The sequence below is a fragment of the Streptomyces dioscori genome, from assembly GCF_003024195.1.
Lineage (GTDB): Bacteria > Actinomycetota > Actinomycetes > Streptomycetales > Streptomycetaceae > Streptomyces > Streptomyces dioscori.
The window spans coordinates 112,427-125,584 of the sequence record NZ_KZ679056.1 but is presented as its reverse complement, the minus strand read 5'-3'; the positions used below and the strand labels follow the sequence as shown (position 1 = coordinate 125,584).

Here is a 13,158-nt window from a genome sequence, read left to right as displayed (position 1 = left end):
CACCCCCGTCTCACCGGTCGAGCACCGCCTCCATCACCGCGCGGGCGATCGGCGCCGCGTCCCCGCCGCCGCTGATGTCGCCCCGGTCGGCCGCCGCGTCCTCGACGACGACCGCGACGGCGACCGCCGGTTCCATGGAGTCGTCGTCCTGCGCCCAGGAGATGAACCAGGCGTACGGCGTACCGGAGTTGTGGACGCCGTGCTGGGCAGTGCCGGACTTGCCGCCGACCGTGGCGCCGGGGATCGCCGCGTTCGTGCCGGTGCCCTTCTCCACCACGTCCGTCATCAGCTCGCGCAGCCGTACGGCCGTCGAGGGGTTCATGGCCCGGCCCAGGGTGTGCTGCCCGGTGGCGGACACCGTGTCGCCGTCGTCCGTGGTCGTCCGCTCCACCAGGTGCGGGGTGCGCACCGAGCCGTAGTTGGCGACGGCCGCGGCCACCATCGCCATCTGCAGCGGCGTGGCACGGGTGTTGTACTGGCCGATGGACGACAGCGCGAGCTGCGCCTTGTCCACCCGGGTGTCGAAGGTGCTGGGGGAGACCCGGAAGGGGATGCCGAGCTTGCGGTCGTTGAAGCCGAAGCCGGCTGCCGTCGTGCGCATCGCGTCCCGGCCCGCCTCCACACCCAGCCCGGCGAAGACCGTGTTGCACGACCACTGGAAGGCGTACCGCAGCGACGCGTCCGCGCACCCCTCGACCTCGTTGGTCAGCCGCGCCGAACTGCCCGGCAGCCGGTACGGGTCCGGGGAGTCGGTGGGCGCGTCCAGGTCACGCACCACACCCGAGTCCAGCGCCGCCGCCGCGGTGACGACCTTGAAGGTCGAGCCCGGCGGATACGTCTGCCGCACCGCCCGGTTGAGCATCGGCTTGTCCGCCGCGCCGTTCAGCCGCGCCCACGCCCCGGCCACGGCGGAGCCCGTCCCGGAGAGTTCCCCGGGGTCGTAGGAGGGGGTGGAGACCAGGGCCAGGATCCGGCCGGTGGACGGTTCGAGGGCGGCCACCGCGCCCCGCCGCGCACCGAGACCGGCGTACGCCGCCTGCTGCGCCGCCGCGTCGAGCGTCGTGACCACCCGGCCGCCGGGGTCACGGGCCCGTGCGAGGTCGTTCCACAGGGGGAGCAGCGAGAGCGCCGGGTCGGTGCCCGCCAGTACGCCGTCGGCGGCCCCCTCCAGCAGGGAGGTCCCGTACACCTGGGAGGCGAAGCCGGTGACCGGGGCGTACAACGGGCCGTTCTTGTACGTGCGTTCGTAGCGGAACTGCTCCCCGGAGTCCCGGGACCCGGTGACCGCACGCCCGCCGACGAGGATGTCTCCGCGCGGCTGCCCGTAGCGGGCGATCGTGTGGCGGCGGTTGGCCGGATTCTCGTCGTACGTACGGGCTTGGACGAGCTGCACACGGGTGGCGTTGACGAGCAGGGCGAGCAGCAGGAGCGCGCAGAAGGCGGCGGCGTGCCGGATGTACCGGGTCATGGGCCGCCCGTTGCCCGTCACGGCGCGACCTCCCCGCCCTGCTGTGTCCCCGCACCCTGCGGCTTCCCCTCGCCCGGCCGTTTCTCCTCGCCCAGCCGTTTCTCCTCGCCCAGCCGTTTCTCCTCGTCCTGCTGTTTCTCCTCGGACCGGCCGCGTGCGGAGTCGCTGAGGCGCATCAGCAGGGCCACGATGATCCAGTTGGTGACGACCGACGAACCGCCCTGCGCGAGGAACGGCATCGCCATCCCGGTCAGCGGGATCAGCCCCGTCACCCCGCCCGCGATCACGAAGACCTGCAGCGCCACGATCGACGCCAGCCCGACCGCGAGCAGCCGGCCGAAGGGGTCGGCCAGGGCGAGGCCCGCCCGGATACCGCGCTCGACCAGCAGCCCGTACAGGATGAAGATCGCGGAGAGGCCGGCCAGGCCCAGTTCCTCGCCCGCCGTGGCCAGGATGAAGTCCGACTTCACGGCGAAGCCGATGAGGATCGAGTGGCCGGCGCCGAGGCCCGTGCCGAGGAACCCGCCGGCGGCGAACGCGAAGAGCGACTGGGCGAGTTGGTTCGGGCCCAGGCCCGCCTCGATCGACGCGAAGGGGTGCAGCCAGTCCTCGACCCTGCTGTGCACATGCGGTTCCAGCCAGCCGACGGCGAAGGCCCCGCAGGCCGCGAGCAGCAGGCCCACCGCGATCCAGCCGGTGCGGCCCGTGGCCACGTACAGCAGGATCACGAAGAGGCCGAAGAAGAGCAGAGAGGTGCCGAGGTCGCGTTCGAGGACCAGGACGCCCACGCTCAGCAGCCAGACCGCGAGGATCGGGCCCAGTACGCGTCCGGTGGGCAGTTGGAGCAGCCAGATACGGCGGCCCGTGTACGCGAGGGCGTTGCGGTTGGCGGCGAGGTAGCCGGCGAAGAACAGCGCGAGCATGACCTTCGCGAACTCGCCCGGCTGGATGGAGAACCCGGCGATCCTGATCCAGATCCGGGCGCCGTTCACCGAGGGGAAGAAGATCGGCAGGACGAGCAGGGCCAGTGCGGTGACGACGGACACGTACGTGTAGCGCTGGAGCACCCGGTGGTCGCGCAGCAGCACCACCACCGCGATGAACAGGGCCACGCCCAGGGTCGACCAGACGAGTTGCGTGGGCGCCGCCCGGTCGGCGGGGGTCTCCAGGTCGAGCCGGTAGATCAGGACCAGGCCCAGGCCGTTGAGCAGGACGGCGATCGGGAGCAGCAGCGGGTCGGCGCAGGGGGCGCGCAGACGCACCGCGAGATGCGCGAGGAGCGCGAGCACGCCCAGCCCGGCGCCGTATCCGGCGGCGCCGGGCGGGACGGCTCCGGTGCGTGCGAGCCCGACGCCGCAGTAGCCGTACACGGAGAGCAGGACGGCCATGACGAGGAGGGTGAACTCGATGCCACGGCGCCGGGGGAGGCGTACAACGGGAGCCGGCGGGTCCGCCTGCGCTGTCGTTCCGGGCGAGAGCATGTCCGGAAGTTAGCAAGCCGGTCGCCCGATGTCCTGTTATGTCGCGACAGAGGGGCTGTGCCGGTGTGCCTCGGGCGGTACGGGGGACGCGCTCAGCACCAGCGGGGCGAGGCGCCGATGTTGTCGATGTAGCGGGCGGCGCCCCAGGCCCAGGTGCCGTCGGCGAGGAGGTACCAGAGGGTGTTGCCCTGGACGCTCTGGCCGGGCGTCTTGCAGAAGATGGAGACGACCTCGCCGTACTCCGCGAAGCCGATGACGGAGCTGCTGCGGGTCGGCTTGTCCCGCAGGTTCAGCCCGCCGGGCGCGCTGATACGGCCCTTGTAGTAACGGGCGTGACTGCTGTCGTGGCTGCTGTCATGGTTGCCGTGGTGGTCGTCCCAGTCGTCACCGGCGAGGGCGGGGCTCGCGCCCCCGACGACGAGTCCGCCACAGGCGGCGGCTATCCCGAGACGACGGACGAAAGCGGTACGCAGAGACATGGCGGACTCCTCCGAAATGGTGACCAAGCCTGACTAACCGCCACATTAGAATCCCCTCCCCGCGACCGCGCGCCACACTGAGCCATCGGGGCACAGCCACGGGGGCGCACCCCCTAAGGGGCGCGGGGAACGGCGCAATCTTTTGTCTTTGGGGGGCCGCACCCCCTAAGGGGCGTGGGGAACGGCGCAATCTTTCGTCTTTGAGGGGCGCAGCCCCCAAGGGGCGCGGGGAACGGCGCAGTCCTTTGTCTTCAGGGGCGCGGGGAACGGCGCGACCAGCCACGACGGACCCGCACCCGACAACCGACCGCCCCTCAGGAACCGGCCAACGTCAACACGGCAACCGCACCCCCACCCACCCCGTTGGCAAACACAAGCCGCGCCCCCAACACCCCCGCCTGCCCCACGGCAATGGTCAACCCCAACCCATGCCCCCGAGCACCCCCCTCCGTCCGGAACCGCTGCGGCCCATGCCCCAGCAGATACTCCGGATACCCGTCCCCGTGATCCCGCACGGTGATGACACCCCCGTCGACCGTCAACGTCACCGGCCCCCGCCCATGCCGATGGGCGTTGGCCACAAGATTCCCCAGCACCCGCTCCAACCGCCGCTGATCGGTCTCCACGACGGCATCCCGCACCACCCGCACCTCGGTACGCAAGCCCGTACCCGAGTCCGCGGCCCGCACCACCCGCTCGGCCACAGCCCCCAGCCGCACCGCGTCCACCTCCGCCCGTTCGCTGCGCGCGTCCAGCCGGGAGATCTCCAGCAGATCCTCGGTGAGCGTGCGCAGTGCGGCGACCCGGTCCCGGACGAGTTCGGTGGGGCGGCCGGGCGGCAGCAGTTCGGCCGCCGCGTGCAGCCCCGTCAGCGGAGTCCGCAGCTCGTGCGCCACATCCGCGGTGAACCGCTGCTCGCTCAGCAGTTTGTTCTGCAGCGAGGACGCCATCGTGTCCAGCGCCCCGGCCACCGCGGCCACCTCGTCCTGAGGACCCGCCCGGCCCCGGGTCGACGTACCCCCGGCCCGCGCACCCTCGATCGGCGTACCCCCGGCCCGGGGATCCCCCACCCGCGCGTCCAGATCGCCGGCGCTGATCCGCCGCGCCACCTGGGCCGTCGAGTGCAGCCGCCGCGTCACGCGCGTCACCGCGAACGCGCCCACCAGCAGCGTCACGCCGATCGCCAGCGCCGAGGAGCCGAGGATCGCCCGGTCGAGCCCCTCGATCGTGCGGACCCCCTGCGCGTAGTCGACCCGCACGGCGAGCGTCCGTCCGCCGCTCACGGGCCCGGCCGCCCACATCGTGGGGTACGGGTCACCGGTCCCGACCATCGTGCCGCGCTGCCCGCCCGCCGCGAGCGTACGCAACTCGGCGGGCAGCCCCGCCAGATCCACGCCCGCGCCCGGTGGCAGCCGGTCGCCCGCCTCGAACGCCTCCGTGGTCTCCGCCAGCCGGTCGAGCGCGTGGTCGCGGGCCTCGCCGACGGTCTGGTCGGTCACCGAGACGTGCACGAGGATGCCGAGGAGCGCGGCGAGCCCGCAGCACATCACCGTGATGAAGACGGCTGCCTTCCAGGTGAGGCCGGCGGTCCGCCGGCGCAACCGCCCGATGCGGCCGGCCTCGGGGGGCGCCCCTGGGAGCGGTCGGGGAGGAGGTCCGGGGCGCGGCCCCTCCGGTGGACGGTTCACCGGGGCGCGGCCGAGGCGGCGGGGGTGCGGGCGGGCGCGCGTCCGGAGGGCGTGGCCGTGGCCCCGACCCGCAGGATCTCGTCCTTGGCCGCGAGCATCGCCCGCTGCCGCCGGTCCCACGACCACACCGTGCGGTACTCGTAGCCCGCCAGTGTCGACGGCGAGCGGATGATCACGTCCCGGCCCGCGATCTCCACGCCGAGCGTGCTGTCGGTCGTCGCCATGACCTCCGTCAGCCGGTGCCCGATGACGGTGTAAGCGCGCACGCCCAGCTGGTGGTCGGGCATCCGCACGCCGAGCACCATGTCGTCGCGGCCGTCACCCGTGAGATCGCGGTAGTAGGCCCGCAGGACCGGGCACGTCCGGCCGCGCGCGCTCTTCCCGCCGCACCCTGCGACCTGCCGGGCCGTCTCCGCGTAACGCCCCTTGCCGGTGTAGAGGTCCGGGTGGGCGGCGATCTCCGCGCGGAAGACGGTGACCGGGTCGGCCTTGCGGATGTCGTCGCCCGGGACCGGGACGCCTTCGACCGTCTCGGTGTCCGCCTCGCCGTAGTCGACGGCTGGCGAGGCGGCGGGCGGGACCTGCGGCCACAGCCGGGTCGGCCCGACGGCGGTGGACGTCGGACCGGCGCCGCGCAGGTCGCCCGGGTCGCCGCAGCCCGCCAGCAGCGGACCGGCGAGCGCCAGCGCGACGAGCAGTGCGACTGGCTGCGCGACTGGCTGCGTGACCGGCTGCGCGACCGGCTGGGTGAGGGCCGCGGGGCGGTTGTGGATCACTGCGCTCCTGCGTCGGGGCCGGACGGGGTCAGGGAGCATGGCTGAACGACCCTGCTGTCCGGGACACCTTATTCGTACGGAAGTCCCTTTTGTTCACCGAGTGGACCGAGTGGTCCGGGCGAGCCGGGCGAGCCGGGCGAGCCGAGTGGTCCGGGCGGGCGGGGCTGTCGGCGCCGCCCGCCCGGTTACTCGGCCTACTCGGCCAGCTCCTCCAGAAGGCGGGCCGTGGCAAGACCGGTCCGCAGGTACTCCACGAAGAGTTCGTTGTGCAGGGCCCACGGGGAGCGGCGGGAGCGGATCAGCCGGATCGCCTCGTCGGTCGTACGGCCCGCGAGGATCAGGGCGTGCGCGACGACGAGCCCCGAGCGGTTGTAGCCGTGGAAGCAGCGGACCAGGACGCGCCTGCCCTCGTCCAGTGCCTCGGTCGCGGTCCGGGCGAGCCGCATCACGCCGGCCAGCTGGGTGCCGTCCAGCGGCCCGTCCGGGATGTCCCACACATGGTGCTCGACACCCGGCTCCGGGCCGTGGCCGGGTAGTCGCAGCAGGGTCAGCACCAGATCGAACTCGTCGTGCACGACGGCGAACTCCGGTTCGCCCGACCGGCCCGTGTACTGGTGCCCGCCCATCCACAGACCGGGCACTATCTCGCTCCACGGGCTGTCCGGGACCGGCACATCGGGTTGCCTTCTGCGAGCCCGCAACGGCGCCTCCCCCTCCAACTACTGCCAAAGGTAGCTGCCTTCTTGCCCCTGGAGCACCCCGCCTGTTCCCATGGTCGAGGGGTGATGATGCATGAACGCACTGCGCGTCATACCGACTTGGCGGCACGGTCAGGAACGGCTCTACGTCTGCCGCACGGACGGCAGGAACGTCGCCTGGTACGACAGGGAGGCCGCCCGGGTCAATCTGCTCAGCGAGGAGCGGCGCGAGGACGTGCTCGATGTGCTCGGACCGTTCCTGACCGGAACGGTGACGATCGGACCGCCACCGGTGCCGACCCCCGCCGAACTCGCCCGGCTGTCCCTGCACCCGGACGACGACCTCGCGCCGAACCGGCCCGGCGAGGCCCTGCAGACCGTGCTCGACCACGAGCCGGGCCCGCAGCGGCGGATGCGGCCGGATCCCAGGCGGCACGCCCTGGCGGCGGAACTCGCGGTCGGTGAGGCGCTGGACCGGCTGAAGGGGGCAGGGTGGCGCACCCTGCACTCGGTGCCGCTGCCCGGCGGGGACCGCGTCCATCACCTGGTGATCGGCCCGGGAGGCCTGTTCGCCGTGCACACGGTGTACGCCCGCAAGCAGCGCGTCCTCGTCGCCGATCCGATGGTGACGGTGGGGCGCCGGGAGGCCCGGCCCCTGCTGCGCGCGGTCCGCGCCGACGCGGACCGCGCCTCGTACGCCCTGACCGCCGAGGTGCGCCCCGTACTGGCTCTCTTCGCCCCCCGGGACGTCTCGGTGACGGTCCCGCTGCGCGACCTACGCATCCTGCTGGACACGGACGCGACATCCCTGGCCCGCTCGGGAGGCGTCCTCAAACCGGCGGACGTGGAGGCCCTGCACGCGATGGCCCGCGACCGGGGGACGTGGGTACAGCTCTGAATCCCGGCGCCCGGCGCCCCGAAGGGGCGCCTCGAAGGGGCGCGGGGAACGGCGCGGCTGGCCCCCACCGGCCCGCGGTCGAGTGTCCGGGCGGTGTTCCGGGTCTCGGTTCCGCAGGCCGCACCGAAACGCGCCCCGAAAGGGGCGCGGGGAACGGCGCGGCCGGCCCCAACCGGCCCGCGGTCGAGTGTCCGGGCGGTGTTCCGGGTCTCGGTTCCGCAGGCCGCACGGAAACGCGCCCCGAAGGGGGCGCGGGGAACGGCGCGACCGGCCCCCACCGGCCCGCAGCCGAGCGTCACGGCAGTGATCCCGCCAGGCCCGCGTCCAGCAACGGCCCCAGCAGATCGCCGAGGCGATCGAGACGGGGCGCGATGTCCTCGGCCCCGAAGGCCAGTTCGGAAGGAGCGCCGCAGGACTCGACCTCGTCCCACGTGACAGGCGTGGAGACCGTGGGGGCCGCCCGGGCCCGGAGCGTGTACGGGGCGGCGGTGGTCTTACGGGCCGCGTTCTGGCTGAAGTCGACGAAGACCTTGGAAGGCCGCAGACTGCGCGTCATCCGGTGGACGACCAGTCCGGGCAGGTCGCCCTCCGCCTCCACCGCGAGCGCCTTGGCGTAGGCGGAGACCTCGGCGGACGGGGTCGGCTGCAGGGCAGCCAGCAGATGCAGCCCCTTGGACCCGGACGTCTTCGCGTACGCCGTCAGCCCGTCCGCCGCCAACCGGTCGCGCAGCCATACCGCGACCCGGCAGCACTCCACGATCGTGGCCGGTGCGCCGGGATCCAGGTCGAGGACCAGCCGGTCGGCGACATCAGGGGTCCGCGCCGACCACTGCGGGGTGTGGAACTCGGTGACCAGGTTCGCGGCCCACATCAGGGAGGGCAGGTCCTGGACCAGGACCATCCGGGCCGGCCCCTCCGAACGGGGGACCTCCGTGGTGGCGACCCAGTCGGGCGTACCTGGCGGGACGTTCTTGGTGAAGAAGACCTGGCCGTCCGGGCCGTCCGGATAGCGCAGCAGGGAGACCGGGCGGTCGCGGAGATGGGGGAGGAACGCCTCCGCCGCCGTCGCGTAGTAGTGCAGCAGCTCGCCCTTGGTGAAGCCCGTCGCCGGGTGGAGCACCTTGTCGAGGTTGCTCAGGGTCACCTTTCGCCCGGCCACCTCAGTGATTGGCGTCATAGGATGACAATCCCACGCATTCGCAAGAAAACGGATGCACGGGGGACAGGGGACAGGACAGGACGGGACGGGACGGACGACAGCGACCTGAAGGGTGTCGAACGTGAGATCCATTTGGAACGGTGCCATCTCCTTCGGCCTGGTCAGCATCCCGATCAAGCTGGTGAACGCCACGGAGAACCACTCGATCTCCTTCCGCCAGATCCACACCGAGGACGGCGGACGCATCCGCTACCGCAAGGTGTGCGAGAGGGAGGACCGCGAGGTGGCGTCGTCGGAGATCGGCAAGGCGTACGAGGACGCGGACGGCACGATGATCCCCATCACGGACGAGGATCTGGCCGCCCTGCCGCTCCCGACCGCCCGGACGATCGAGATCCTGGCCTTCGTGCCGGCCGACCGGATCGACCCGCTCCAGATGGACACGGCGTACTACCTGTCGGCGAACGGGGTGCCGGCGGCCAAGCCGTACACCCTGCTGCGGGAAGCACTGAAGCGCAGCCAGAAGGTCGCCGTCGCGAAGTTCGCGCTGCGCGGGCGGGAACGGCTGGGCATGCTGCGGGTCGTCGACGACGTCATCGCCATGCACGGGCTGCTGTGGCCGGACGAGATCCGGGCGCCCGAGAACGTCGCCCCGGACGCGGGTGTCACCGTCCGGGACAAGGAACTGGACCTTGCCGACGCGCTGATGGACACGCTGGGGGAGGTCGATCTCGCGGAACTGCACGACGGCTACCGCGAGGCGGTGGAGGAACTGATCGCGGCGAAGGCGTCCGGGGAGGTGGCGCCGTCGGCGCCCTCCGCCGGGAAGTCCGAGGGCAAGGTCATCGACCTGATGGCCGCGCTGGAGAACAGCGTGCGGCAGGCTCGGGGTGCTCGGGGTGAGGATGCGGAGGTGAAGCCTCTTCGCAAGGGGGCGGCGAAGAAGACGGCTGCGAGCTCTTCGAAGCCGCCGTCGGGCAAGAAGAAGTCTTCGACGAAGAAGACGACCGCGAAGACGACCACGAAGTCGGCGGCGAAGAAGTCGTCGGACACTCCCCCACCCAAAAAGTCTCCCCCCAGAAAAAAAGCTACGGCCTGACCGTCTTCATCCACCTGCGGGCTGTCGGTGGCTGGCCGGGCAGTTCGGCGTGGATTCGTGATCGGGTGCGGGCCGTTTGTGGCTGGGCGCGCAGTTCCCCGCGCCCCTGAAAGACGCGCCTGCCGCTGCGTGTGGGGGCGGGGGCGCTCCGGGACATGTGGTCGGTGCTCCCGAGCCGACAGGTGTACGCACCTTGCCGCACCGCCCACACATCCCGAACCACCCCCTCAGCACGATCGAGCGCCCGCACGCCGGAGGGTCTGACCGCCCCACCCCCCGAGGGGCGCGGGGAACGGCGCACTCAACCACGCACGACCCGCACACACAAACACCGGGCCCGCCCCCACCCCTTCAGGGGCGCGGGGAACGGCGCGCTCAGCCACGTACGACCCGCACGCACAAACACCGGGCCCGCCCCACCCCTCCAGGGGCGCGGGGAACGGCGCGCTCAGCCACGTACGACCCGCACGCACAAACACCGGGCCCGCCCCCACCCCCTCAGGGGCGCGGGGAACTGCGCAACAAGCCCCACCGGTCGAAGCCGGAGCAGAGACCCGGACATGCGCGAGCTGTTCCGGATGCGTGAGCAGTGCGTGGATCGCGTTGTCGATGAGGTTGACCGTGGTCTCGTGCCCCGCGCTGATCATCAGCACCAACGTGTCGAGGAGCTCCTGCTCACTCAGCCGCGTACCTCCCTCGTCGTCACGCGCGGAGATGAGCGCGGAGGTCAGATCGTCCCCGGGCGACGCCCGTTTCGCGGCGACGAGTTCACCGAGTGCCGCGTACAGCCGCGTGTAGATGTCGGTCACCTCCTCCGGCGTGGCCGCGGTGTTGAAGACGCCGTCCACGACGGCCTGCATCTCCGCGCCTTTCTCCTCGGGCAGCCCGAACAGCTCACTGATCACTTGGATGGGGAGGGGGTAGCAGAACTCCTCGCGCAGGTCGACGACTTCGGACCGCCGTCCGGCGTCTTCGATCCGGTCGAGCAGTTGCTCGGTGATCTCTTCGATACGAGGTCGCAGCGCGGCGGTACGGCGTGCGGTGAATGCCTTCGAGACCAGCGCCCGCAGCCGTTTGTGTTCCCCGCCGTAGGCCGTGAACATGTTCTGTACGGCGACCCAGGTGAACAGTGGCCACTCGGGGGAGATCTCCCCGTTGATCCACAGCGGCCAGTGCTGCCGTGGATCCTTGGACACCCGCGGGTCCGTGATCCGGCTGCTCCGGCCGTTTTAACCGCTCTGCCTGGTCTGACATGGGAGCCTCCGGGTACGCACACTCGAACCCCTGCAACGGACAGGACGCCGAATGACGTTACGGGGCTGCGGCGCACGTCGGCGAGAGCGCGCGGGACCCACTGCGTACTTCGGCAAGTTCCCTACGTGTAATGGCAAGTTGAGGTTGTCCCTCCGTTCTATTCTCATGATCCCCGGTGAATGTTCCCCGGTGAGAGGTGGAGGCAGCCCAACCATGCCGAGCAGTGACGCGCCGAGGTGGCTGCGACCGTTGGGTCCGGAGGTGCGGACCCTCCCGGCCGGTCAGTGGTGGGACGCGGTCCGGGTCCCCCTGGCCACGGGCCTGCGCATCCTCGAACAGCTGGGCTCGCGGACGGGAGCGGTGATCGAGGACGGCTACGGCGGCGTCCTGTACTGGCTCGTCCCGCCGGGCGAGGCCGCCACCTGGGACGTGCCCCCGGCCCGCGTTCTCGGTGCCGGGTCGCACGTGGCCGTCCCGCCCCGGCACCGTACGTACGCGCCCGGTCTGCACTGGCGCGTACCGCCGACCAGGACCCGGCACTGGACTGACCCGGTCCACCTCCACGCCGCCCTGCGCCGCGCCCTCTCCTGACCGGGGGCGCGAGCGGCGAATTTCCGTCTCGCAGCCTTCTGGCGCGGAGATCTTGACGGCTTTGAGTTACCGGTAACATCATGGTTGCCGTAGCGCCGCCGCCGACGCCCCGGTCGGCTCGTCGCCCGCGGAAGCGCGGGCCGCAAACCGCCGACTGGAGTCCGCGTGAGTGACCGAGTGAGTGACCGCGTGAGTGACGACGCGCGGGCGGGCGTCAGCCGTGACGGCGTCACCGGCCCCGCCCGGGGTGCTTCCACCGCGGGCGCGCCGGCCGGGCGTGACTCGGCCGCGCCACCGGTCACGGGTGTCGTGCAGGTCGCGCCACCGGTCACAGGCGTCGGGCAGGCCGCGCCCGTGTTCAGTACCGCCGCGGTCGTCGCCTCCTGCGGCGGGTTCGTGCTCATCGGTGTGCTCCAGGCGCTGTACGGGCCCTCGATCCCCGCCCTCCGGAGGGAGTTCGGGCTGTCGCCCTCGGCCGCCGGGCTCGCGCTGAGCGCGCACTTCGTCGGTGGCGTCGCCGGAGTGCTGCTCTTCGACCGGCTGTACGGCCGGCTCGGCAACCGGCAGATCCTCGGGGCCTCGTACCTGCTGATGGCTCTTGGTGCGGCGGGCTTCGCACTCGCGCCGAACTGGTCCGTCGCGCTGGCCTCGGCCCTGCTCGCCGGGCTCGGTTTCGGCGGTATCGACTACGGGCTCAACCAGCTGTTCGCCGTCGGCTTCGGCCACCGTTCGACCGCCATGCTCAACATCCTCAACGCGCACTTCGGTATCGGCGCGATCCTCGGACCGGCCGTGATCGGTGTCGTCGGCGCCGAGCACTATCCGGTGGTCTTCCTTGTCTTCGCCGGCGTCAATCTGCCGCTGTTGCTGTGCCTCAGGGGTGTGCGGGAGCACGCGCCGCAGCCGGGGGAGGGGGAGCAGGCGGCCGGTGGTACGTCCGTTCTCGGTCGCAGTCTGGGGTCGGTGCTCGCCATGTTCGTCACCCTGTACGTGCTCCACGTGGGTATCGAGGCGGGCGTCGGCGGCTGGGAGCCCACCCATCTGGAGGCGGTCGGGTACGGCGCCGGGGCCGCGGCCACCGCCACCTCCGTGTACTGGCTGATGATGACCGTCGGCCGCTTCCTCGCGGCACCGCTCGCGCTGCGCCACTCCGCCCAGTCGATCGTCACCGTCTCGTGCGCCGGCATGACGGTCTGCCTGCTGCTGGCCACGATCCCGGGCCTCGCCCCCTACGCGTACGCGGGAGTCGGCCTGTTCATCGCGCCGATCTTCCCCACCGGCCTGCCCTGGCTCAACCGCGCCGCCCCGAGGGCCCGCCGAGCCGGCGCGGTGGTCATCGCCGCGTCGATGGTCGGCGGAGTCGTCGCCGGACCCGCGCTCGGCAAGGCCATCGAGTGGTCCGGGGTGCGTGCCGTCCCGCTCCTGCTGGGCGTGGGCTCGGCGCTGTGCCTGGCCGTCACGCTCCGGCTGGTCCGTGCCACGCGCCCGGTGGCGGCCCGGCACGGCAGACCTCACCGCGTCGACCGCTGACGCGGTCCCCGCACCGATCCCCTGTCCGAGCTGAAGG

At 72.0% G+C, this 13,158-nt stretch carries 11 protein-coding genes and 1 pseudogene; 4 read left to right on the top strand and 8 right to left on the bottom strand.

Going from position 1 to position 13,158, the window contains the following annotated elements; translation table 11 throughout:
• Window positions 1-10: 10 nt before the first annotated feature.
• The 6 genes from C6Y14_RS37245 to C6Y14_RS37215 form a co-directional block, all read right to left on the bottom strand.
• A complete protein-coding gene (locus tag C6Y14_RS37245) occupies window positions 11-1,468 on the bottom strand; it encodes a penicillin-binding transpeptidase domain-containing protein (RefSeq protein ID WP_107021323.1) in 1,458 nt (485 codons plus the stop codon).
• A gap of 17 nt (window positions 1,469-1,485) precedes the next feature.
• The gene (locus C6Y14_RS37240) at window positions 1,486-2,949 is read right to left on the bottom strand and encodes an FtsW/RodA/SpoVE family cell cycle protein (RefSeq protein ID WP_199854998.1); all 1,464 of its coding nucleotides are present in this window, start codon (window positions 2,947-2,949) and stop codon (window positions 1,486-1,488) included.
• A 92-nt stretch (window positions 2,950-3,041) separates the two neighbouring features.
• Entirely contained in the window at window positions 3,042-3,428 is a 387-nt protein-coding gene (locus tag C6Y14_RS37235) for an SH3 domain-containing protein (protein ID WP_107021322.1), read from the bottom strand.
• Window positions 3,429-3,742: 314 nt separating this feature from the next.
• Window positions 3,743-4,975: a sensor histidine kinase gene (locus C6Y14_RS37230; RefSeq protein ID WP_107021425.1), complete on the bottom strand. Its 1,233-nt coding sequence runs from the start codon at window positions 4,973-4,975 to the stop codon at window positions 3,743-3,745.
• A gap of 137 nt (window positions 4,976-5,112) precedes the next feature.
• Window positions 5,113-5,892 carry a hypothetical protein gene (locus C6Y14_RS37225; RefSeq protein WP_318658081.1) on the bottom strand — a complete coding sequence of 260 codons (780 nt, stop codon included), beginning with the start codon at window positions 5,890-5,892 and terminating at the stop codon, window positions 5,113-5,115.
• Window positions 5,893-6,086: 194 nt separating this feature from the next.
• Window positions 6,087-6,593: a protein-tyrosine phosphatase family protein gene (locus C6Y14_RS37215; RefSeq protein WP_107021321.1), complete on the bottom strand. Its 507-nt coding sequence runs from the start codon at window positions 6,591-6,593 to the stop codon at window positions 6,087-6,089.
• Window positions 6,594-6,684: 91 nt separating this feature from the next.
• Here C6Y14_RS37215 and C6Y14_RS37210 point away from each other — a divergent pair, with 91 nt between their 5' ends.
• Window positions 6,685-7,488, top strand: coding sequence for a nuclease-related domain-containing protein (locus C6Y14_RS37210; RefSeq protein WP_107021320.1), 804 nt, complete (start codon window positions 6,685-6,687; stop codon window positions 7,486-7,488).
• Between the two features lie 295 nt (window positions 7,489-7,783).
• Here C6Y14_RS37210 and ligD read toward each other — a convergent pair whose 3' ends face one another.
• Window positions 7,784-8,665: a non-homologous end-joining DNA ligase gene (gene ligD, locus C6Y14_RS37205; RefSeq protein WP_107021319.1), complete on the bottom strand. Its 882-nt coding sequence runs from the start codon at window positions 8,663-8,665 to the stop codon at window positions 7,784-7,786.
• Between the two features lie 103 nt (window positions 8,666-8,768).
• On the opposite strand from ligD, the gene ku reads away from it, so the two are divergent.
• Window positions 8,769-9,746 carry a non-homologous end joining protein Ku gene (gene ku, locus C6Y14_RS37200; protein WP_450152399.1) on the top strand — a complete coding sequence of 326 codons (978 nt, stop codon included), beginning with the start codon at window positions 8,769-8,771 and terminating at the stop codon, window positions 9,744-9,746.
• A gap of 554 nt (window positions 9,747-10,300) precedes the next feature.
• On the opposite strand, the pseudogene C6Y14_RS37195 reads toward ku, so the two are convergent.
• A pseudogene (locus tag C6Y14_RS37195) lies at window positions 10,301-10,957 on the bottom strand (cytochrome P450); the annotation flags it as partial.
• Window positions 10,958-11,213: 256 nt separating this feature from the next.
• On the opposite strand from C6Y14_RS37195, the gene C6Y14_RS37190 reads away from it, so the two are divergent.
• Window positions 11,214-11,591: a hypothetical protein gene (locus tag C6Y14_RS37190; RefSeq protein ID WP_107021317.1), complete on the top strand. Its 378-nt coding sequence runs from the start codon at window positions 11,214-11,216 to the stop codon at window positions 11,589-11,591.
• Window positions 11,592-11,945: 354 nt separating this feature from the next.
• Window positions 11,946-13,121 carry an MFS transporter gene (locus C6Y14_RS37185; RefSeq protein WP_107021423.1) on the top strand — a complete coding sequence of 392 codons (1,176 nt, stop codon included), beginning with the start codon at window positions 11,946-11,948 and terminating at the stop codon, window positions 13,119-13,121.
• Window positions 13,122-13,158 lie beyond the last annotated feature (37 nt).

Bases quoted from the DNA above. Each gene is read 5' to 3' on its own strand.
- ligD (WP_107021319.1), bottom strand. From the start codon at position 8,665: ATGACGCCAATCACTGAGGTGGCCGGGCGAAAGGTGACCCTGAGCAAC.
- C6Y14_RS37235 (WP_107021322.1), bottom strand. From the start codon at position 3,428: ATGTCTCTGCGTACCGCTTTCGTCCGTCGTCTCGGGATAGCCGCCGCC.
- C6Y14_RS37230 (WP_107021425.1), bottom strand. From the start codon at position 4,975: ATGTGCTGCGGGCTCGCCGCGCTCCTCGGCATCCTCGTGCACGTCTCG.
- C6Y14_RS37240 (WP_199854998.1), bottom strand. From the start codon at position 2,949: ATGCTCTCGCCCGGAACGACAGCGCAGGCGGACCCGCCGGCTCCCGTT.
- C6Y14_RS37210 (WP_107021320.1), top strand. From the start codon at position 6,685: ATGAACGCACTGCGCGTCATACCGACTTGGCGGCACGGTCAGGAACGG.
- C6Y14_RS37190 (WP_107021317.1), top strand. From the start codon at position 11,214: ATGCCGAGCAGTGACGCGCCGAGGTGGCTGCGACCGTTGGGTCCGGAG.
- C6Y14_RS37245 (WP_107021323.1), bottom strand. From the start codon at position 1,468: ATGACCCGGTACATCCGGCACGCCGCCGCCTTCTGCGCGCTCCTGCTG.